20 protein-coding genes are annotated in these 20,730 nt (G+C 35.8%); 6 read left to right on the top strand and 14 right to left on the bottom strand.

What is annotated here, in order from left to right; translation table 11 throughout:
- Positions 1–65: 65 nt before the first annotated feature.
- Complete coding sequence (locus tag RHP76_RS01660; protein WP_311229321.1) at positions 66–755, bottom strand: HAD family hydrolase; 690 nt, start codon at positions 753–755, stop codon at positions 66–68.
- Between the two features lie 76 nt (positions 756–831).
- Between RHP76_RS01660 and RHP76_RS01665 the strand changes: the two genes are divergently transcribed.
- Positions 832–1,395, top strand: a complete 564-nt coding sequence (locus RHP76_RS01665; RefSeq protein ID WP_216444799.1) for a Crp/Fnr family transcriptional regulator — start codon at positions 832–834, stop codon at positions 1,393–1,395.
- Positions 1,396–1,577: 182 nt separating this feature from the next.
- Positions 1,578–2,081: a GNAT family N-acetyltransferase gene (locus RHP76_RS01670; RefSeq protein ID WP_123278421.1), complete on the top strand. Its 504-nt coding sequence runs from the start codon at positions 1,578–1,580 to the stop codon at positions 2,079–2,081.
- 171 nt (positions 2,082–2,252) lie between these two features.
- On the opposite strand, the gene RHP76_RS01675 is transcribed toward RHP76_RS01670, so the two are convergent.
- From RHP76_RS01675 to RHP76_RS01715, 9 genes are all read right to left on the bottom strand, one after another.
- Entirely contained in the window at positions 2,253–3,614 is a 1,362-nt protein-coding gene (locus tag RHP76_RS01675) for an MATE family efflux transporter (RefSeq protein WP_062670239.1), read from the bottom strand.
- Positions 3,615–3,714: 100 nt separating this feature from the next.
- Positions 3,715–4,899 carry a sigma-54-dependent transcriptional regulator gene (locus tag RHP76_RS01680; protein ID WP_120230883.1) on the bottom strand — a complete coding sequence of 395 codons (1,185 nt, stop codon included), beginning with the start codon at positions 4,897–4,899 and terminating at the stop codon, positions 3,715–3,717.
- A gap of 56 nt (positions 4,900–4,955) precedes the next feature.
- A complete protein-coding gene (locus tag RHP76_RS01685) occupies positions 4,956–5,615 on the bottom strand; it encodes a YggS family pyridoxal phosphate-dependent enzyme (protein WP_120230884.1) in 660 nt (219 codons plus the stop codon).
- Between the two features lie 64 nt (positions 5,616–5,679).
- Positions 5,680–6,549: a polysaccharide deacetylase family protein gene (locus tag RHP76_RS01690; RefSeq protein ID WP_120230885.1), complete on the bottom strand. Its 870-nt coding sequence runs from the start codon at positions 6,547–6,549 to the stop codon at positions 5,680–5,682.
- 294 nt (positions 6,550–6,843) lie between these two features.
- On the bottom strand, positions 6,844–7,572 hold the full coding sequence (locus tag RHP76_RS01695; RefSeq protein WP_311229322.1) for a DUF72 domain-containing protein: 729 nt from the start codon (positions 7,570–7,572) through the stop codon (positions 6,844–6,846).
- Between the two features lie 4 nt (positions 7,573–7,576).
- Entirely contained in the window at positions 7,577–10,444 is a 2,868-nt protein-coding gene (locus RHP76_RS01700) for a heavy metal translocating P-type ATPase (RefSeq protein ID WP_311229323.1), read from the bottom strand.
- 194 nt (positions 10,445–10,638) lie between these two features.
- Positions 10,639–11,199 (bottom strand): helix-turn-helix domain-containing protein, encoded by a 561-nt coding sequence (locus tag RHP76_RS01705; RefSeq protein ID WP_062670227.1) that lies wholly within the window; start codon positions 11,197–11,199, stop codon positions 10,639–10,641.
- Positions 11,196–11,591, bottom strand: a complete 396-nt coding sequence (locus RHP76_RS01710; RefSeq protein WP_062670225.1) for an acyl-CoA thioesterase — start codon at positions 11,589–11,591, stop codon at positions 11,196–11,198. Before RHP76_RS01710 ends, RHP76_RS01705 begins: the two co-directional genes overlap by 4 nt.
- 109 nt (positions 11,592–11,700) lie before the next feature.
- Positions 11,701–12,114, bottom strand: a complete 414-nt coding sequence (locus RHP76_RS01715) for a DUF6157 family protein (protein WP_311229324.1) — start codon at positions 12,112–12,114, stop codon at positions 11,701–11,703.
- 368 nt (positions 12,115–12,482) lie between these two features.
- Here RHP76_RS01715 and RHP76_RS01720 point away from each other — a divergent pair, with 368 nt between their 5' ends.
- Both RHP76_RS01720 and RHP76_RS01725 read left to right on the top strand, forming a co-directional pair.
- Positions 12,483–12,833 carry an RNA-binding regulator gene (locus tag RHP76_RS01720; protein ID WP_034696719.1) on the top strand — a complete coding sequence of 117 codons (351 nt, stop codon included), beginning with the start codon at positions 12,483–12,485 and terminating at the stop codon, positions 12,831–12,833.
- Between the two features lie 137 nt (positions 12,834–12,970).
- Positions 12,971–13,723, top strand: a complete 753-nt coding sequence (locus tag RHP76_RS01725) for a hypothetical protein (RefSeq protein WP_062670220.1) — start codon at positions 12,971–12,973, stop codon at positions 13,721–13,723.
- A 55-nt stretch (positions 13,724–13,778) separates the two neighbouring features.
- On the opposite strand, the gene RHP76_RS01730 is transcribed toward RHP76_RS01725, so the two are convergent.
- The 3 genes from RHP76_RS01730 to RHP76_RS01740 are packed head-to-tail and all read right to left on the bottom strand — an operon-like array spanning position 13,779 to position 16,690.
- A complete protein-coding gene (locus RHP76_RS01730; protein WP_311229325.1) occupies positions 13,779–15,563 on the bottom strand; it encodes a DUF4153 domain-containing protein in 1,785 nt (594 codons plus the stop codon).
- Positions 15,564–15,587: 24 nt separating this feature from the next.
- On the bottom strand, positions 15,588–16,079 hold the full coding sequence (locus tag RHP76_RS01735) for a BlaI/MecI/CopY family transcriptional regulator (RefSeq protein ID WP_120230890.1): 492 nt from the start codon (positions 16,077–16,079) through the stop codon (positions 15,588–15,590).
- Between the two features lie 8 nt (positions 16,080–16,087).
- Complete coding sequence (locus RHP76_RS01740; protein ID WP_311229326.1) at positions 16,088–16,690, bottom strand: phosphatase PAP2 family protein; 603 nt, start codon at positions 16,688–16,690, stop codon at positions 16,088–16,090.
- Positions 16,691–17,535: 845 nt separating this feature from the next.
- Between RHP76_RS01740 and pdhA the strand changes: the two genes are divergently transcribed.
- Both pdhA and RHP76_RS01750 read left to right on the top strand, forming a co-directional pair.
- Positions 17,536–18,537 (top strand): pyruvate dehydrogenase (acetyl-transferring) E1 component subunit alpha, encoded by a 1,002-nt coding sequence (pdhA, locus tag RHP76_RS01745; RefSeq protein ID WP_114821875.1) that lies wholly within the window; start codon positions 17,536–17,538, stop codon positions 18,535–18,537.
- An 85-nt stretch (positions 18,538–18,622) separates the two neighbouring features.
- The gene (locus RHP76_RS01750; RefSeq protein WP_311229327.1) at positions 18,623–20,218 is read left to right on the top strand and encodes a dihydrolipoyl dehydrogenase family protein; all 1,596 of its coding nucleotides are present in this window, start codon (positions 18,623–18,625) and stop codon (positions 20,216–20,218) included.
- 70 nt (positions 20,219–20,288) lie between these two features.
- On the opposite strand, the gene RHP76_RS01755 is transcribed toward RHP76_RS01750, so the two are convergent.
- Positions 20,289–20,675 carry a type II toxin-antitoxin system RelB family anti-toxin gene (locus RHP76_RS01755; RefSeq protein ID WP_311229328.1) on the bottom strand — a complete coding sequence of 129 codons (387 nt, stop codon included), beginning with the start codon at positions 20,673–20,675 and terminating at the stop codon, positions 20,289–20,291.
- Positions 20,676–20,730 lie beyond the last annotated feature (55 nt).

The following is a 20,730-nucleotide window of genomic DNA, read 5'->3' on the forward strand; positions in this document are numbered from 1 at the left end:
ATCAAAAACAGTCTCTTTTTTGATTAAAAATATATTAAGGAAGTTGGGGCGTTGTTATATCGTATTTAAAAGCGCTTCAAAATCTCATCAATACTCTTAAGCTCTATAAAATTAGGATGCTCAAGATTTACATCATGCTGTTCATGACTCCAGGTGACGTGATAAGGAATATGAGCGGCATAACCACCGATTTCTAGTACCGGCAGAATATCTGATTTGATAGAATTTCCAAGCATCAGAAAGTTTTCAGGTTGGCAGTCCAGATGTTTCAAAAGCTTTTTATAATCGCGTTCTTTTTTGTCACTCATGATTTCAATGTGATGAAAATAATCCTGTAATCCCGAATTTTTCAGTTTACGCTCCTGATCCAGCAAATCGCCTTTTGTGGCAACAACCAGTCTGTATTTTCCTTTTAAACTTTCAAGGGTTTCGGTAACTCCATCCAATAATTCTATAGGTTTCTGAAGAAGCTCCTGACCCAGAATAATAGCTTTATTAACTAATTCTAATGAAGCTGTATTATTAGAAACTCTAGTGATGGTTTCAATCATACACAGCATAAATCCTTTTACTCCATAGCCATACAGATGGAGATTCTGCATTTCTGTTGTAAACAATTCCTGTGATACCGAATGTTGTGGAAGATAATCTTCAAGAAGTACACAGAATTTTTTTTCTGCTTCCTGAAAATAAGGTTCGTTGATCCAAAGTGTATCATCCGCATCAAAAGCAATGGTTGTAATATGATTATTCATTTTTGTTTTGTAATTTTCTGTCCGTAAAATTCAGTATAAAAACTCAATAAGAAAAGGACATTTGTCCCGGGAGAATATGTTAAGGACGAATCAGACATTTTTAAACTATCTTGATGAACTGCACAAAAAGCAGAACACGAGTGACGATATTCTAGTAAAATCTTTTTCTACAGGGGATCAAATACTGGTACAGGATCATCAGCTTTCTCATGTCATGATGATTAAAGAAGGGATTGTCAAATGCTTTCTGGCTGAAGAAAACGGAAAAGAATATATTGTTGAGTTTCTGGGAAGCGGTGAAATCATCGGGGAAGTGGAATTAATCAAAAATATAAACTGTCTGTGCAGTATTGAAGCCCTCAATGAAGTGACAGTATATGCAGTAAAGATTCCGTTTTTTAAAGCTTTGATTAAAAATGATCTTGCCCTGAACCACCTTCTTTTAGAGTCTTTTGCAGAGCGAATTATCAATACTTCCAGCAGAGCATCCTACCAACAGTTATATACGATAGAACATACTTTAAAACAATTGTTACAAATGCAGGCTAAGCAGAATATTCATATCTCCAAAGAAGATATGGCGGCTTATTTAGGAATTACAGTAAGAAGTTTAAATAGAATTTTAAAAGATTTAAAATAATTTTCCTTGCTCCTTAAAAATATTCAAAGTTTAAATTTATTACGTCTTTGTGTAAAAAATGATTGTATTGTTAGGGGTGTATTTGCTTTAATTATTAAAAATAAAATAAATTGAGTGTGTTTTTACAGGGGTGATTTTAAAATGTAGTATTTTTGCGCTACAATAATTTGACTTCAATATTCATGGAAAAACTAAAGTTCAGAAATGCTGAATTAGCCGATTTGAATAAAATCGTAGCCATCTACAACTCAACAATTGCTTCAAGAATGGTCACTGCAGACATGGAAGAAGTTTCTGTGGAAAGTAAGCTAAAATGGTTTGAAGAGCATAATCCCCAGACAAGGCCGCTTTGGGTAGTTGAAGATGACCAGAATCAAACCGTTGGTTGGGTCAGTTTCAGTTCATTCCATGAAAGGGCAGCATATAACGGTACGGTAGAAGTAAGTATTTATCTGGATGAATCCTGCAGAGGAAAAGGATACGGAAAAGCCATTCTTCAATATTGCATTGATAACGCCGGAAAATTTGGAGTAAAAAACCTTGTAGCGCTTATTTTCCTTCATAATGAACCAAGTTTGAAGTTATTCAGACACTTTGGATTTGAAGATTGGGGAAGTCTTCCTAATGTAGCGATTCTGGATGGTGTGGAAAGAAGTTTGAAGATCTTAGGGAAGAGGATAGATTAAACTGAGCAGAAAGGCGGATAAGCTAGTGTCTATTTGTGAATTTAATTTATACTGTTTGTGTTTAGAAAATATGCATAATTATATAGATATAGAAAGGATATAGCGCACTGTTCTGTTGTAAATTAACGAATATAAAAAAGGCTGTCTCACATTGAAACAGCCTTTTTGTTTTTATGAATTCTGCTTAATTCTTTTCGCAGACATATTCAGGAATCGTTTCACCAGGAAAACAGCGGAAACCGTTAATCCCAGTCCAAGTGCGATCCACATTCCGAATGCGCCCATTTCCAAAGTAACACAGAAGAAATATCCCAAAGGAATGGTAATCACCCAGTATGCAATAAAGGTATAAATAGAAGGAATTTTCACATCCTGCAAACCTCTCAGCATTCCCAAAGCGGTCACCTGAATTCCATCAGAAAGCTGGAATAAAGCAGCGATGATCATCAGTTTTGCAGCCAGGGTAATGACTTCCACTTCTTCTTTTTTCGTGAAGAAGGTAGGAAGGATATTTCTGCCTAAAATAAACACCAATCCGCAGATGCACATGAAAATAAAGGCGATTTTCAGGTTGTTGATTCCTACCTTTCTCAGTTCCACAAAATTCTGTTCACCCAGTTTTCTCCCAATCATTACCGTAGAGGCAACACTGAATCCAACACATAAGTTGAAGGTAAATGAAGCCATGCTTAATGCGATCTGGTGAGAAGCAATATCGTGTGCTGAGATCAGCCCGCAAATAAATGCAGCTCCGGCAAAAGCAGTTACTTCAAAGAACATCTGTAAAGCTGTAGGTAATCCAAGTCTCACCATTTTATCAAACATCTGCTTTGAAAAAACCTGAATTTTTAAAGAGAAATCTTTGATATAGCGTCTTGTTCTTTCTTCTTTTACCAAAACAAAATAAAGAAAAACCACCATAAAAATTCTGGAAATCAGAGTAGCCAGTGCAGATCCCTGTACACCCATTGCCGGAATTCCCCAAAGTCCTTTGATAAAGACATAGTTTAAGGCAATATTGATGATGTTGGCAATAATGGTCGCTTTGGTAACTCCAATGGTATAGGATAAACCTTCAGAAACTTCACGAAGGGTCTGAAAGGCCATGAATGGTATCATACTGATCACCATGATACTTAAAAAGCTTACCGTATCAGGAATGATCTTGGCGGGCTGTCCGGAATGATAGAGGAGTGGCATTCCCAAAAGGAGAATGACCATCAGGATAATTCCGACCGACATATTGATAATAAAGCCGTGGCTGAATACAGAATTGATCGTAGCGTGATCCTGTTTGGAGTGCGCTTCCGAAACCAATGGTGGAATGGCAAATGAAAAGCCCAGGGCTAACACAAATATGGAGAAAAACACAGCATTCCCCAATGAAACAGATGCCAGAGCATCGGCACCCAATAATTTTCCGACAATAATATTATCGAATAAGTTTACTGAAACTTGCCCCACCTGAGTAAGCATTACAGGCAGAGCCAAAGTCAGGCATTCTTTTGTATAGTTTTTGTTTAAAAAGTTCATAATATTTTAAGATTCATATAGTTTATCATTCAAATTAGGTCAAAAAAAAATTTGCAGTGGTAACACTGCAAATTTTTATAATATGGTAAATAATAGCTTATTATTTCCTTACAAAACTTGCAACGTCACCTTCGGAAACAGTGTTTCCACCAAGAATAATCAATCTTTCAACAACATTCCTTAATTCTCGGATATTTCCAGTCCACGAAAGCGCTTTTAAAGCATCAATAGCTTTATCATCAAACTTTTTCGCAGCAGTACCATGCTCATCAGCAATCATTCCTGAAAAGTGCTCAACCAATAATTTGATATCTTCTTTTCTTTCATCCAATGGCGGAACATAGATTTCAATAACAGAAAGTCTGTGGTAAAGGTCTTCTCTGAATTTTCCTTCCTCAATTTCTTTCTGCATATTTTTATTGGTTGCCGCAATTACTCTTACGTCAACTTTGATTTCTTTATCACTTCCTACAGGAGAAACTTTGCTTTCCTGAAGTGCTCTCAATACCTTAGCCTGAGCAATAAGGCTCATATCTCCAATCTCGTCAAGGAAGATCGTTCCCCCATTGGCCTGTTCAAATTTTCCCTGCTTATCTTTAATAGCACCTGTAAAAGATCCTTTTACGTGTCCGAAAAGTTCAGATTCAATAAGTTCAGATGGGATAGCAGCACAGTTTACCTCTACCATAGGGCCTCTTGCACGCTCACTTTGATTGTGGATTGCATGAGCTACCAGCTCTTTTCCTGCACCGTTAGGTCCTGTGATCAGAACTCTGGCATCAGAAGCAGCTACCTTTTCAATCATATCCTGAATCTTTTGAAGAGCAGGAGAAGTACCAATCATCTGGTATTTCTTACTTACTTTTCTTTTTAGAGTTTTATTTTCAGTCTGGAGATTTTTGTTTTCTTTCTTCAGGGTTTCTTTCACCAATGCATTTTTCACACTTGTAATAAGTCTGTTGATATCAATGGGTTTGGAAATAAAATCATATGCGCCCTCTTTCAAACAGGAAACAGCGGAATCAATGTCTGCGTGTCCTGAGATCATGATAAAAGTAGTTTCTGGTTTTAAGGCAAGACTTTGTTTCAAAAGCTCGGTTCCTGAAAGCTTAGGCATTTTAATATCAGAAATCACTAGGGCGAAATCTTCTTTTTCTACCTGCTTGTAACCTTCAAGGCCATCTTCGGCGATAACAAATTCATAATCGGTGAGTTCATCCGAAAGAATACTATGAAGTACTCCCGAGATTGCTTTTTCGTCTTCTACTATAAGGATTTTTTGCATAGTTGCAAATTTAAATTTTTTGTTTCAATTATTAGCAAAAACTGTACCTAAATATTCTATTTGGAGTAGTCTCTTCTTCCAAAAATAGCAGATCCAACCCTCACAGAGTTAGCCCCACACTCGATTGCTATCGGGAAATCATCACTCATTCCCATTGATAAAGTATTTAATGCTTTTGATTGATTTAATTCATCAAAAAGCTTCTTCAGTGTTAAAAATTCATTTCTAACCTGCTGCTCATCATCGGTGAATGTTGCCATTCCCATTAAACCAGTTATTTCCACATTGGGAAAATTGCCTTCAATAGATTGTTGAAAAAGAGCTTTCGCTTCAGAAATTTCAAGTCCGAACTTACTTTCTTCTGCTGCAATTTTTACCTGCAGAAGAACTTTAATCTTCCTGTTGTGTTTTCCTGCTTCTTTATTGATTTCTGTTAATAATTTTTCAGAATCCACACTTTGTATGGTATCTATGAAAGGAGCAATGTACTTCACTTTGTTGGTCTGTAAGTGACCAATCAAATGCCATTGGATATCCTGAGGAAGAAGAGGAGCTTTTTCCATCAGCTCCTGGACTTTATTTTCTCCAAAAACCTTTTGTCCGAGATCATAGACTTCCTGTACTGCAGAAACCGTATGGGTTTTAGAAACAGCAACCAGCTGCACAGTGGATGGCAGCTGGTTTTTTATAGTGTTGTAGTTCTCTTTAATACTCATAATACAAATGTCCGAAAATTCTCTGAATATTCAAAGCTTAGTGATATCAGGTATGCAGCGGTTATTAATTCAAAACCTCATTGATTTTAGGATATTGAGATATTTTTCTGAACACAAACCTGTTGCTTTTCTGCAATTTTTCAATAAACATATCCAGTTCATTGATAGAGTCTGTATCTCTCAGATACTGGTCGTGAGTAAGGAATACAAGGTGTCTGGATGTTTTCTCAAGGTCGTTCATGAAAATACTGTCTACTTTCTTAATCATGGCTTCATGACTTCCTTTTAAAGTCATTTTCTGAGAAGGTCTCCATTCAAGATCCCAGCCAATTACTTTATAACCTGCTTTTTTAAGGCCATCTGCTGCTAAAGTGGAACTTTTAATATCTGTTACATTAATATTGTTGAGCCTCCAGATATTTCTTCCGGGAGTTCTTGCTATTTTATCGGTAAGCTTCAGACTGTCTTTGGCGATGTCAAAATCGTGAACTACAGCATCAGCATTTTTATAAAAATCTGTGTATTTGTTGTGAGCATGAGAAAAACTGTGATTGGCCAGCTCTACCAAAGGGTTTTGCTTAAGCAATAGCAGATCATCCTTCTGTTTTTTGCTTCCATAAGCATGCTTCCCCACCAGAAAGGCAGTGGCGCAGACATTTCTCTTGTCCAGGATTTTTAAAAGATTTTCTGTCCCCTGATTGGGTCCGTCATCAAAGGTAAGGTAGATCACTCTTTTATCTGGGTCTACGCTTTCGTCATCCATATTACTGGATACTATTTCTGCGGAAGGATGTTCCTGTGAACTGACGACGGGGTCATTATTCACTTCATTCTTGAAATTACAGCTGTTCAATAAAGCCGAAGTTGTACTCATCAATACAACCATCCCGAGAAAAGTCATATTTTTTGACTTTCCCGCAAAAATTTTTCTCATAAAAATAATGGAATTTAAATTGTTAAAAATCGTTAAAAATAACAGGTGAAAATTAACAAATTATATGCCAAGCTGTGCAGTTGTTTTTCTTTTTAAGTTTATTTTAAGAACTTTGTTTTAAGGGAGATTTCCATTACCTGACAAGTTGTAAATTTATGATTTTCTTTTCTTTAAAATTTAACATTTATAAATGTGAAAACGATAGTATTTTTTCTATATTTGTTAAGATTTCAATATTCTCAATTGACGGAGAATTATTTTATTTTAACAAAATCAAATCATTCTGCCGGAGTGTTATTCCAAAATATGTTTTAGATACAGCGAATTTTTAATAGCTGCCGTTCCCCAGGTATTATTGAAGAAAATAAATGAGGTTTGAGAGGCATTTTTAATCTTTTCAGCTAATGCATCCATGAAATCTTTACTATATTCTGATTTGTAAAGAACAGGTTTTCCATGAAGCCTGTAATAGAGTATTTCCGGATGATTAATAATAAGGTCTTCAGGAAGATTGCCTGGAAAACTTACGCCTGAGAAGACAATATCGTATTGTTTTAAAAGATCAAATATCTCTTTTTGCCACCATGAGCTGTGCCGGAATTCAATGACGTTCAGAAATCTGGAATCGAGATTGTTGATAATCCGTTCTGTGTTCTCTACCGTGTTTTTAAAGGAAGGAGGAAGCTGATATAGAAATCCGGAAAGTTTATCCTTCAGGCTGTTTTGAATATGATTGCAAAATTGAGCAATCTCGTCTTTGGAATTTTCAAGCCGGTTTTGATGGGTGATGGCTTTTGGAATTTTAATGAAGAATCTGAAATTACCAGGTGTTTCAGCATGCCACTTCAATAATGTTTTTGAGGTCGGTTTTCTATAAAAAGTAGAATTGATTTCTACGGCATTGAATGTTTTTGAGTATAAAGAAAGAAAATCTTTACTTTGGGCATTTTCGGGATATAAAGACCCTTTCCAGTCGTTATTGTAAAATCCCGAGCACCCTATGTAAAGATTTTCTTTTGTCATGTTATTATTTTATATCCAGATCTACAGAGTTTAATCTTAATGAATTCAGTATCACAGACAGGGAACTGAAGCTCATGGCTGCAGCTGCAATCATTGGTGATAAAAGAATTCCAAAGAATGGATACAATAATCCTGCCGCAACCGGAACGCCCAGTACATTATAGATGAATGCGAAGAACAGATTCTCTTTAATGTTTTTGAGAAGTTTTTCACTAAGTAATTTAGCTTTTGCAACGCCTAAGATATCTCCTTTCAATAAAGTAATTTCAGCACTTTCAATCGCAACATCTGTTCCTGTTCCCATAGCAATGCCCACATCAGACTGGGCAAGGGCAGGAGAGTCGTTGATTCCGTCTCCCGTCATCGCTACAATTTTGCCCTGCTGCTGTAGTTTTTTTACCTCATTCAGTTTGTCTTCAGGAAGACAGTTGGCTTTGAAATGTTTGATTCCTAATTCATCAGCAACAGCTTTGGCAGTATGTTCGTTGTCTCCGGTCATCATAATGACGTCTATACCTTCACTCATCAGCTGTTTTACGGCTTTCTTAGAGCTTTCTTTGATTTTATCTGTAAAGCTTACGAATCCCAGCACCTGCTGTTCCTGTGCGATATAAGAAATAGTATGAGCTTTAGACTGAACTTCTACTGCTTTCTGTTTTAAGCTCTCCGGAATCATAATCTGATGGGAGGTCAGGAGACTTTCATTTCCAAGATAAGCAATCTTTCCGTTGATATTTCCTTTCACTCCTTTTCCTGAGATATTCTCAAACTGATCTACTTTTTCCACAGTCAGATTTTCTTCTTTTGCTCTTTTTATTATGGCATTGGAAAGTGGGTGTTCAGAATTTTGATTCAAAGAAAAAGCCAGTTTTAAAATCTGATTCTGATCTCCGTTTACTGTTTCAATATGTTCTACGGAGGGTTTCCCTTCTGTTAAAGTTCCTGTTTTATCAGTAATCAAAACATTTACTTTATTCATCTGTTCCAGAGCTTCTGCATTTTTGATAAGGATTCCGTTTTTAGCACCTTTCCCTATTCCTACCATTAAAGACATGGGAGTGGCCAGACCAAGGGCACAGGGACAAGCCACAATCAAAACGGCAACAGCATTCACAAAGGCAAATAGAGTCCTTTTTCCTTCCGGGCCGAAAAACTGCCAAAGAACAAAAGTAAGTACTGCAATAAGAATGACTACAGGGACAAATACTTTTGAAACTTTATCCGTAAGCTTCTGGATAGGTGCTTTGCTGCGGCTGGCTTCATTCACCATTTTGATGATCTGGGAAAGCAGTGTTTCATCACCTACTTTTTCTGCCTTCATAATGAATACCTGGTTACCGTTGATGGTTCCGGAAGATACTTTATCGTCAACATTTTTTTCAACAGGAACAGGTTCTCCGGTAATCATGCTTTCGTCCACAATAGAATTTCCCTCAATGATTTTTCCGTCTACGGGAATTTTTTCACCAGGTTTTACCTTTAATAAATCTCCTATTTTTACCTGGGAAAGCAGTACTTTTTTTTCTTCACCGTTTATCATAAGATTGGCTTCATCAGGTGAAAGGTTCATTAATTCTTTAATGGCATTTCCTGTTTTTTTATGAGCTGCTGCTTCCATCAGCTGACCTAAAATAACAAGGGTTAAAATCACACAGACAGCCTCAAAGTACAATGGGATTTCATGATTGTGTCCACGAATTTCATGTGGAATAATGTCTGGAAATATCAGAGCAACAATACTGAAAATAAATGCAGCAGCAACTCCCAGAGCAATCAGACTGAACATATTGAGGTTCCATGTTTTGAAGGAAACCCAGCCTCTTTTCAACAGAAACCATCCTGAATAAAACATTACAGGAAGAGTCAATGCAAGCTCAATAAATCCCTGAACCTGATGAGAAAAAGGGAAATTGATCAACATTCCTCCCATAGAAAGAATGAAAACCGGAATCGTAAACGCGAGTGAAATAATGAACTTTCTTTTTAATATAGTATAGGTTTCATCTTCGTCATCATCACCGCTGTCCGGCATTCTCACAAGATCCATTCCGCAGATCGGGCAGTCTCCCGGTTCGTCACGAATGATTTCCGGATGCATAGGACAGGTGTATTTTGCGGTTTTCTTTTCCGGATATTTTACAAGATCCATTCCGCAAACCGGACATCCCACATTAGAATCATAGGTTTTGTCGCCTTCACAATACATTGGGCAGTAGTACCTGCCTGCCATTTCATCAGTCACTTTAGGAGCCTCATGATGATGGTCATTATTATGATGATGGTGAGAATGAGAATGGGAATGAGCGTGATGCTGATGTGAGGTTGCTTTTTGGGCGAGTTCTTCAGTAATTGGCTCTAAATCCATATGACAAACAGGGCAGCTGCCTTTTTCATCATATACTTTATCCCCTTCACAAAACATCGGACAGTAATGCTTCCCGATACTATCTTTAAAATTTTCAGGAAGGTTGGTTGATGAATAAGTTGGTTTATAATTAGGATCTTTGGCAAGCTTTTCTTCAATAGGAACCAGATACATTTTGCAGACAGGACATCTTTCCCCTTGTTTGAAATATACTTTATCTCCTTCACATTCCATTGGACAATAGTATACCGAAGACGGAGATACACGGTCCTGAGGTTTTACAAAGGCTGTCTCGGGATGATTGGGATCTTCAAGTCTGTATTTCCCTATTTCTGCCAGGGCATCATTTAATACCGAAAGTTTCACTCCATGATCAGAAGTGATGGTGGCGGTATGGGTTTCCAGATTTACATCGGCTTTAACACCATCAACACTGTTCAGTTGATTTGAAATTTTTTTCTGGCAGCCGGAACAGGTCATTCCGAGTATTTTATACTGTTGTTCCATGATTCTTAAATTTATAGTACAAATTTCCAAAATGGAAAACTAAGGTTGTTATAAATTTAAGGATAATAGTTATAAAATTAGGTGGAGTGGGAGAGTTTAAGGGTAGGAGAGTATAAGAGTAAGAGTGTTTGAGAGTTTGTAAGTGTGAATAGGAATATTTAACTCCTTCACCCTAAGCGCTCAAACACTTAAACTTATAGATTGTCGAGTGCTTTGCGATTGTGTTCTTTGAGTTTTTTGAATTCAGTAGGAGTGAATCCTGTTGTATTCCTGAACTGGGAAGAAAGATGCTGTACACTTTTATACCCAAGTTTTCCTGCAATTTCAGTAAGGTTGAATTCGTTGTACAAAAGAAGCTCTTTTACCTTTTCTATTTTCTGAAGAATGAAGAATTGCTCTAATGTGATATTTTCGTTTTGAGAAAATGTTTTGGAAAGAGCACTGTAATCCTTGTGAAGTTTTGAACTTAAAAATTCGGAAAGCAGAAAATCTTCCGAGATATCGAGCTCGCTTATTTTTACAATGATCAGGTTTTTGATTTTTTCTACAGTCTGATGAGCTGAATCCATAATTCTTTCAAAACCTGTATCAAGCAGTTCTTTTTCTATGATCTGCATTTTTTCAGGAGAAAGATCAGCTTCCGTTTCTACTTCTCCCAGTAAGATATTAGCTGTCTTTACATCTGCATTACGGAAGATATTTTCTACTGCCGAAATGCATCTGTTGCAGACCATATTCTTTATGAAAATCTTCATAGGCTGTTGTTTAACCTGTCTTTTACGAATTCTATCTGGGTTTTGCCATGAGGAACAGGATTGCCTTCTTCGTTAAGGTTTACCATGACAATTCTTTCTACCGTAATAATGGTTTGATGAGTCATTTTGTTTCTTACATCACATCTCAAAGTAATAGAAGAAGACCCGAAATGGGTAGCTTCAATTCCAATTTCTATAATATCTCCCTGTTTGGCTGAGCTGACAAAGTTGATTTCAGAAATAAATTTGGTTACTACTTTTGTGTTTTCCAACTGAATGATAGCATAAAGTGCAGCTTCTTCATCAATCCATTGAAGGAGTCTTCCTCCAAAAAGTGAATGATTGGGGTTTAAGTCTTCGGGTTTCACCCATTTTCTGGTATGGTAGTTCATATCTTGTAATAATTTGTAGTACAAATTTAGTGTTAAAAGCTGATCTTTTCAAAAGAATAGTATTTATTGATCTGAAAAGAATCATTCATTTTCTCAATCATTTTCTCAATCATTTTCTTTTGGAACGCATGGCTTTCGTTTTTGCTATAGCAGGATCATTCAGTAATGTTTGATATTCTTCGCTTTCTATGGCAATCAGAGCTACTTTCCCTTCTGTATTATGATGGAATCCAAACCCATATTTTTTTGCTAAAGGAGAACACCGTAGACAAGGCTGGCCTTTGGAAAAGAATTTTTCTCTTTCATTCTCTTTCTCATTTTTTGAAATTTCATTTTTAATGGCATAGCATTCAAAAATTAGATCATCGGAAGAATATTGATAAGGGCTTTTTATAAGTTTTTCATATTGGAGATTGGCGAGTGTTTTTTCCTTTTTTTCAGGAGGAACCCGTGAACGGAAAACAGGACAATCTTCAGCGGCTTCAATGAGTGTGTTGGTATAATTTGTGGTGTAAGATTTCATATTCTGGTGCAGTATTTAAAATTTTATGAAGAACAGGGCAGTAAGGAAGTTGATAAATGAAATGTTGTGTGCTATATCAACTTGATTTTGAGGTCTCAGCGTTGGCATTTGTTTTTAAATCTTTAACTAATTTTATAACAAAATGTATTTCTAATTAACTATTTAGTAATCAGGTTTTTAAACTGTTTTTATGCTTTTTTTTTGTTTTTAGATTCAACATAATGTGAGAAATATTTAAAAAAAGCTTTGATTTGAAATTTTTAATTGTATCTTGCATACGTTTATATTTGGAATCAATATTTGTTCATTAATTTATGTTGTTTTTCTTTTATATACCAAATTTTTATTAATTTTTTAATTTATTTAAAATGAACATTTTTGTTTCAAACATCAATTACGCAACTAAAGAGTATGAGTTGCACGATCTATTCGCAGAATTTGGTGATGTATCATCAGCTAAAATCGTTACAGACAGAGAAACTGGTCGTTCCAGAGGTTTCGGTTTTGTAGAAATGGGTGATGAAGAAGGAAAGCAAGCTATTGAAGCTCTTAACCAAAAAGAATTTAACGGAAAAACTCTAAATGTATCTGAGGCTAAGCCAAGAGAAGAGAAGCCAAGAAGAAGCTTCGATAACAACAGAGGTGGAGGTTATGGTAACAACAATAATAGAGGCGGAGGCTATGGTAACAACCGTGGCGGAGGCGGAAATCGTTGGTAAAAATATGAAGCGGCTTTTAAGCCGCTTTTTTTATGGAATTTAATTTCCAGTAAATCATTTAATTATAACTTGGGTTGGAAAATGATGATGTTTTGGCATAATTTTAGAAATTATCAATCAATCAAAAAATAATTATAATGAAAAAACATTTATTAGCATTAATGATGGTGTTTGGTGGATTATTAATTAATGCACAGAACATTTACACAGGGCAGAACTTAGAGCAAAATAGAAAATACTGGGCAAGTAACAACCGATACTATTTGATTTTTCAGAATGATGGTAACCTTGTTTTGTATAACAGAGCCGGAGTTGCCATGTGGGATGCAGGAACTAATAACAAGGGAGTAAGAGCTGTTTTTCAGGATGATGGGAACTTAGTGGTTTATACTCCTGGAAATGGGGTGGCTTTTAGTTCTAATACTAATGGTAGAAGAGCGGAAAGATTAACTATTCAGGATGACGGAAATCTTGTTATTTATAATGGCTCAAACCCGTTATGGGCTTCAAAAAGCGATTTAAAAAATAGTGGAAGAGATAATGGCTTTGGCCGCGGAAATGGAAACATAAGTACTGGATACAAATTCCGTAAAGGAGGAAAAGTTTTCTCTCCTAATGGCAGTTATTATCTGACTTTCCAAAATGACGGAAATCTTGTTTTATCATACGATAACGGAGATGCAATCTGGGCATCCGGAACAGATAATAAAGGAAGCAGAGCGGAGTTCCAGTCAGATGGAAACCTAGTTGTTTATGATTCTTATAATAAAGCAGTATGGAGTTCAAATACTTCTCGCAGAGGAGCGAACAAGCTTTCTGTACAAAATGACGGAAACTTAGTCGTTTATAACGATTATACTCCATTGTGGAGTTCTGGAACTAATAGATAACAGACTATTTAGATAAAATAAAAAAGAGACTATCCATATGGTAGTCTCTTTTTATTTATTTTAATTTTATAAGGATATAAATGTTTTCGTAATAAATACTGGCATTGTCATTTTCAGAGTACTTTTCTCTTGTAATTTCACTGAAAATAAGCTTAACGTGATACTTTCCTAAATCAGATTCCATAGCAATTTCTGGGATTAATACATTTCCTTTCTTGTTTTTATTTTTCTCAAATAGTTTAATAATCTGTGGCCCGAAATCTATTTCTTCCTGAGAATTTAAACTGAGTTTTAATGAGGATTTTTCTGTCAGTTGGTCCGTAAGCTCAAACTGATCATTATTCAGTTGTTGGGGATCCCTGCTATACCGATGGAAAAAAAATAAATATTGATAATTCCCGATTTCTACAGCCTGTTCTTTACGAATAAGAACGAGTCTCTTCATTTCGTATGCTCTGTTTTTTACTGTTATATTCACATCCGAGAACTTATTCTGAATATCGTAATTGATACTATAAAATGTACCATTTTTAATATTGTCGGTTAATTCAGCCTGATCTTTTTCATTCAGTAGCGTTGATAGAAATTCACTTTGCTTTCTTTCAGCCAGAAATTCAAATTTATCAGCAATTTCATTACGGACAGTATCAGTAACTTTTTTCTGAAAATTAATCTTGCCTGCACTCATTAGCTGATGCTGGTTTAAAATATTCATCAATTCTGTTTTCTGACTTCTCTTAGCCACACTAAATGCATTAAGGTAAGGGAAAACCAATGCAAAAGCACCAAATAAAAATAAGCTGACAGGAATGAACTTTATTGTAGCTTTTTTGTTGAAAATAAAGTAGACAACAATGCTTAACAACCATAGAGCAAGCAGCAGAACGAAATACCTTGGTTCTGTATAACCATATTCTAAAATTCTGGTAAAAATAGCAGTGAAAAGCAGAACGATCAAAGGAACAATGGTATAATAAAATGCTCTTGAAAATATTCTGACCCAGGATTTTGCGTTTTCTTCTTTCAACGGATGAACCAGAAGTAATGCAAGGATGCCAACAATGCTATAGGCTAAAACAAGGTAAGAAACCCAGCCTCTTGGAAGCTGCCAGTTGATTAATATTTTAACAGAATAAAAATAAAGAATTGTTACATAGATAAGGAGTAACGGAATTAATATAAACTGAGTAAAAAACTTCAGAACAACGGGATAAGTTCCGTCTTTTTCAAGGTTATTTAAGCCTTTGTCATTAAATAAAAGGAAAATAAAACTGCTTCCCAAAATAGCGAGAACAAAGAATGTATCTCTGTAAATTCTGTCATGAAAATTAAAGTCAAAAAGTTTATCAACCGCTAAGATGGCTAATTCCACACCGCCTGTCAGAACTCCTGTAAATACGGCAGTGAGAAAGATATTGATAAAAAGGTTTTTGTTATACTGCCAGAATCTGAGCTCTCTGTCTTTCTCCAGAAACGGAACAAATGATACCAATAAGTGAGAGAGAAGAGCCGTAACAGCAATGATATAAGCGTATACTTCTGTAAAACTGTTTTTTTTATCAGGCAGGATATAATAGAAACCTATAAGGAAAACTATACCGCATACTTGTAGTAGTAATTCTTTCCCGATTCTCTGTGACAACATTTTTAATGCAAACATCAGAGAAATTCCGAGACAGGAACAAATGGTGAACTTAATATAAGAAGTAATTTCACTACGTTCCGTTTCCACAATGTATATGGCACCAATAGCAGCTAATAAAGCCATTACCAAAATCATTGGATATCGGAAAATGACTTCATTGGCCCGGCTTAGAGTTTCCTGGAATTTTGTTTTCATGATTTGGTGTTTTTAAGGTTTAGATTAATCTTTTTTCTTTTTTTTCTTTTTATCCTTATCCTTGTCTTTTTCTTTTCCTTTGGTTTTCTTTTCTTTTTTTGGATTCAGGATTTCTTCAGCTACTTCGAACTTAGGTTCTTCGACCTTTGCTGGCTTTATTTCGATTTTTAGATCAAAATAACCCTTCATATCTTCCTGGGAAATTAATTTTTCACTTAATAAAAGCTCCAGGATTTCCTTCCCTGAATGATTAAAAAAGTTGTGTGAAAGTTCTTTTAATAGAAATTTTTTATACCCATCTAAAGGAACAAGTACGCTGTATTTAAAGATTCTTCCTTCTTTTACAGTAGATAGATAGCCTTTTTCAACTAATATTTTCAAATAAGTGGAAACCGTGTTCTGGTGTGGTTTCGGTTCCGGATGCTGCTCCATAACGTCCTTCAGATAAAAAGATTCCATTTTCCAAAACAGCTTCATAAAGTTTTCTTCTGCGGCAGTAAGATGATTTATTTTCATAGAGTATTCTAATGTTGAAATTGAATATTGCAATAAAGATAGATAAAAGATACCAGAAAAGCTATTCCAGCCCCCATAAATACTTCTTTTACGGTATGTCTTTTTAAAATGATACGTGTGATTCCGACTAAAATAGCGATTCCCAGCCATGCAAAACCCATTTTCCAGTTCAGTGAGAAAAAGAGTGCTGCCACAAATACATTGAATGCTGTATGCATCGAGCTTTTGATAAAAAGATTGCTGATCTGAAGAGCGAAAAGTAGTACCAGAATAAATAGCATGACAAAATCAATGTATCCGTTTCTGATATAATTAAAAAGAAGATAGGCGATCACACAAACTGCAATAAATATATATAAGGTTTTCCTTTGGACACGGTTGGAAACATCCATATTGGTGTACCTTCCAGTCTTTACATTCCACACCAGCCATATCACAACCGGAATAATGATCATTAATAATACAGGAAGGAAATAAAGCATAGAATATTTAAGGGAATATTCTCTGATGCTCATGTAGATAAAGAAAATGATCAGAGAGACCAAAGGATTAAAAAAATCAGAGATGACTTTTGAAATTTTATGTAATAATGAAGATTGTTTTTCTTCCATAGTTGAGATTAAAAACCAAATATACTATTATAACCTCAAAAATCAAATGGAAACCATGAGACGGAATAGGTGGTTTAATGGGTAAGTTATCTGATTACTAAATGTTTTGATGAAGTGAAATGTTTTTTTGCTTCTTTAAATGAATACTGAATTTTGCAGGAAATGCTTAATATTAATTGATCAGTCTTACTCAGCATTATCATGTAACCTGTATTCATATTATTTATATTTTCAGGTTGTTTAGCCTTTATTCAAAAAGTTTCCCGGGAAAATATTGTTACACTACAACCTATCCATCAATTGTGTCAATCCTGAAATCGGGATTCAATGAAAAACAGAGGTTGTTTACCTGCTTGAGTGAAAAGGTGAGTATACAATGAAAATGGCAGGGAAGGATTTATAGCAGACAAAGATTGGAAGGAAATTAAAGCCAGAACGGTAAAACAATAGGGTAATTTCGTTAATGAAATTGAAGACAGAACTCTGAAAATTACAGATTTTTCCCCGGAAAAGAAGCTGTTGAAATAACCAAAATATATATTAACAATAATTAAAGAGGAATAAAATAGGAGAGCAAAATATAATGAATTCTAATATCTCGGAATCATGTATTGTTTCAGAAAAACCCTATGGATAGGATGATTCCTGAAATCTGATGAAAAGAATGTAACGGATAAAACGCAGCTTTATCATTCTTGCAAGGGGTCGGAAATTAAGAATAATCCATACAGCCCGCAAATAGATTTTGCAGAAAAATCGAAAAGTTATCTATGTATAGAATAAAAACAAAGTTTTTTTCATAATTTTGCTCAACTATTTCATCATAAAAAAGCAAGAGCTAACACATGAAAGAATTTTCTAAAGAGGTATACCTGAAGTGGTATGAAGATATGACAATGTGGAGAAGGTTTGAAGACAAATGCCGTTCTCTTTACCTAAAACAAAAGATCAGAGGATTTTTACATTTGTATAACGGTCAGGAAGCTATCCCTGCCGGATTTACACATGCAATGGATCTTACAAAGGATAGTATGATTACTGCTTACAGATGTCACATCCATCCAATGGCGATGGGAGTAGATCCTAAAAGAATCATGGCAGAACTTTGTGGTAAAGCTACCGGAACATCCGGAGGTATGGGTGGATCTATGCACATTTTCAGTAAAGAACACCGTTTTTACGGAGGACATGGTATCGTTGGAGGACAAATTCCATTAGGTGCAGGGATTGCTTTTGCAGATAAATATTTCGACAGAAAAGCAGTGAACATCTGTTTCTTTGGGGACGGTGCTGCAAGACAAGGTTCTTTACATGAGACCTTCAATATGGCAATGAACTGGAAACTACCTGTAGTATTTGTTGTAGAAAACAACCAATATGCAATGGGAACTTCTGTAAAAAGAACTGCCAACCACGAAGATATCTATAAATTAGGATTAGGATACGAAATGCCTTGCCTTGCTGTAGATGCAATGGATCCTGAAAAAGTAGCTGAAGCTGCTTACGAAGCTATTGAAAGAGCAAGAAGAGGAGACGGACCTACATTCATTGAAGCAAGAACTTACCGTTACAGAGGACACTCTATGTCTGATGCTGAGCCATACAGATCTAAAGAAGAAGTAGCTCTTCATAAAAATGATGACCCAATCGAATTGATAAAACATAGAATTTTAGAAAACGGATGGGCTACAGAAGCAGAATTGGAAGCTATGGATAACAAGTCCAGAGACTTTGTTGAAGAGTGTATCGAATTTATGGAAAACTCTCCGTATCCGGATGCAGAAAAAATCTATGAGTATGTATATGCTCAGGAAGATTATCCATTCCTAGACAAATTAGAAAACTAAAAAATAAAAAATTAATTTGAAATTTGAAGTTTGAAATTTCTGAAATCTCAAATCTCAAATCTCGAATCTCAAATCAATATAGATTATGGCAGAAGTAATTACGATGCCCCGCCTGTCCGACACGATGACGGAAGGTAAGGTGGCCAAATGGCATAAAAAAGTAGGAGATAAAGTAAAAGAAGGAGATATTTTAGCTGAAATTGAAACTGACAAGGCAGTTCAGGATTTCGAATCTGAAATAGAAGGTACCCTTTTATACGTAGGTGTAGAAGAAGGTGCTGCTGCTGCTGTAGACTCTGTTTTGGCTATTATCGGGAATGAAGGAGAAGATATTTCAGGTTTAACAGGTGGAGCTGCTGCTCCCAGTGCAGGAACTGAAGAAAAAAAATCAGAAGAACAGCCTAAAGCAGAAACTGCTGCGCCTGCTGCTGCAGAAGTTCCGGCAGGAGTAGAAATTATTACAATGCCAAGACTTTCTGATACCATGACAGAAGGTAAGGTAGCTAAATGGCACAAAAACGTAGGTGATACAGTAAAAGAAGGTGATCTTCTTGCTGAGATCGAAACAGATAAAGCGGTACAGGATTTCGAATCTGAATTCAATGGAGTATTATTGAAGCAAGGTGTAGAAGAAGGAGGTGCTGCTCCGGTTGATTCCGTATTAGCAATCATTGGCCCTGCAGGAACTGATGTTTCCGCTGTAGGAGCTCCAAAAGCTGCGGGTCAGTCAATTGAAAAACCAGCAGAACAAAAAGCGGAAGTTAAAACAGAAGAAAAAGCTGCTCCGGCTGCCAACTCTTCATCTTCTGACAGGGTAGCAATCTCTCCACTGGCTAAGAAAATGGCTCAGGATAAAGGAGTGGATATCAACAGTGTTCAAGGTTCTGGTGAAAACGGAAGAATCGTTAAAAAAGATATTGAAAATTATCAGCCAGCTGCAAAACCGGCTGCTTCAGCTCCGGCAGCAAGCGCTGCTCCTGCTGCAGTAAACTTTGTACAAGGTGAAGATACAGAGACTCCAAACTCTCAGGTAAGAAATATCATTGCAAAACGTCTTTCTGAAAGTAAATTCTCTGCACCTCACTATTACCTAATGGTTGAGATCAATATGGATAAGGCAATTGAAGCAAGAAAAGAAATCAATTCTTTACCAGATACTAAGATCTCTTTCAATGATATGATCATTAAAGCCACTGCAATTGCTTTAAGAAAACACCCTCAGGTAAATTCAAGCTGGGCGGGTGATAAGATCATCCACAGAGGAAATATCAATATCGGTGTAGCGGTAGCTATTCCAGACGGATTGGTAGTTCCTGTATTGAAAAATACAGATCAGATGACGTACACTCAGATTTCTGCATCCGTAAAAGATATGGCTTCAAGAGCTAAGAGTAAAGGTCTTAAAGCTAACGAAATGGAAGGATCTACATTCTCTATTTCAAACTTAGGAATGTTCGGAATCGAAACGTTTACAAGTATCATTAACCAACCAAACTCTGCAATCCTTTCAGTAGGAGCAATTATTGAGAAACCAATCGTTAAAGATGGTCAGATCGTAGTTGGAAACACCATGAAACTTTCATTGGCGTGTGACCACAGAGTGGTAGATGGGGCTACAGGTGCTCAATTCTTACAGACATTAAGAACCTATTTAGAAAGTCCATTAACATTGTTACTGTAATTTTCTGAATTGAAAATAGTTAAAACCTCCCAAATCGGGAGGTTTTTTGGTTTTTAATATATTTGAAAAATTACTTTTTCAGGATTTTTATTTCTTCCTTAAGTTCTTTTACCTGTAATTTCAGTTCTTCTATTCTTTCTTCATACTGTTCTATCAGTTTGTCTGAAGCATTGTAGTTAATGGTTTGGTTTTGAATTACACCACTACCATTATCATTTGAAGAATCATTATTGTTGTTAAGTTGTACATACCCTTCTTCTGGTTTTAGAATATCTTCTACACTTACCTCCAAAGAAGTACAGATATTTTGGATATGATTTACCCATGAATTAGTTTCCCCGTTTTCTATTCTCTGGTAAGTAGACCGGGAGATATGAAGCTTCTCTGCCAGTTCTTCCTGAGAAACCCCTTTCTCTTCCCTGTATTTTCTTATTCTTTTCCCGATGGTAGTGTTCATAGCCCGAAATATTTTTTGAATAGAGCAAATATAATTTTTTTCTTAAAATAAAACT

The sequence above is a fragment of the Chryseobacterium sp. SG20098 genome (assembly GCF_031844745.1).
Lineage (GTDB): Bacteria > Bacteroidota > Bacteroidia > Flavobacteriales > Weeksellaceae > Chryseobacterium > Chryseobacterium cucumeris.

Bases quoted from the DNA above. Each gene is read 5' to 3' on its own strand.
- RHP76_RS01660 (WP_311229321.1), bottom strand. From the start codon at position 755: ATGAATAATCATATTACAACCATTGCTTTTGATGCGGATGATACACTT.
- RHP76_RS01665 (WP_216444799.1), top strand. From the start codon at position 832: ATGTTAAGGACGAATCAGACATTTTTAAACTATCTTGATGAACTGCAC.
- RHP76_RS01670 (WP_123278421.1), top strand. From the start codon at position 1,578: ATGGAAAAACTAAAGTTCAGAAATGCTGAATTAGCCGATTTGAATAAA.
- RHP76_RS01675 (WP_062670239.1), bottom strand. From the start codon at position 3,614: ATGAACTTTTTAAACAAAAACTATACAAAAGAATGCCTGACTTTGGCT.
- RHP76_RS01680 (WP_120230883.1), bottom strand. From the start codon at position 4,899: ATGCAAAAAATCCTTATAGTAGAAGACGAAAAAGCAATCTCGGGAGTA.
- RHP76_RS01685 (WP_120230884.1), bottom strand. From the start codon at position 5,615: ATGAGTATTAAAGAGAACTACAACACTATAAAAAACCAGCTGCCATCC.
- RHP76_RS01690 (WP_120230885.1), bottom strand. From the start codon at position 6,549: ATGAGAAAAATTTTTGCGGGAAAGTCAAAAAATATGACTTTTCTCGGG.
- RHP76_RS01695 (WP_311229322.1), bottom strand. From the start codon at position 7,572: ATGACAAAAGAAAATCTTTACATAGGGTGCTCGGGATTTTACAATAAC.
- RHP76_RS01700 (WP_311229323.1), bottom strand. From the start codon at position 10,444: ATGGAACAACAGTATAAAATACTCGGAATGACCTGTTCCGGCTGCCAG.
- RHP76_RS01705 (WP_062670227.1), bottom strand. From the start codon at position 11,199: ATGAAGATTTTCATAAAGAATATGGTCTGCAACAGATGCATTTCGGCA.
- RHP76_RS01710 (WP_062670225.1), bottom strand. From the start codon at position 11,591: ATGAACTACCATACCAGAAAATGGGTGAAACCCGAAGACTTAAACCCC.
- RHP76_RS01715 (WP_311229324.1), bottom strand. From the start codon at position 12,114: ATGAAATCTTACACCACAAATTATACCAACACACTCATTGAAGCCGCT.
- RHP76_RS01720 (WP_034696719.1), top strand. From the start codon at position 12,483: ATGAACATTTTTGTTTCAAACATCAATTACGCAACTAAAGAGTATGAG.
- RHP76_RS01725 (WP_062670220.1), top strand. From the start codon at position 12,971: ATGAAAAAACATTTATTAGCATTAATGATGGTGTTTGGTGGATTATTA.
- RHP76_RS01730 (WP_311229325.1), bottom strand. From the start codon at position 15,563: ATGAAAACAAAATTCCAGGAAACTCTAAGCCGGGCCAATGAAGTCATT.
- RHP76_RS01735 (WP_120230890.1), bottom strand. From the start codon at position 16,079: ATGAAAATAAATCATCTTACTGCCGCAGAAGAAAACTTTATGAAGCTG.
- RHP76_RS01740 (WP_311229326.1), bottom strand. From the start codon at position 16,690: ATGGAAGAAAAACAATCTTCATTATTACATAAAATTTCAAAAGTCATC.
- pdhA (WP_114821875.1), top strand. From the start codon at position 17,536: ATGAAAGAATTTTCTAAAGAGGTATACCTGAAGTGGTATGAAGATATG.
- RHP76_RS01750 (WP_311229327.1), top strand. From the start codon at position 18,623: ATGGCAGAAGTAATTACGATGCCCCGCCTGTCCGACACGATGACGGAA.
- RHP76_RS01755 (WP_311229328.1), bottom strand. From the start codon at position 20,675: ATGAACACTACCATCGGGAAAAGAATAAGAAAATACAGGGAAGAGAAA.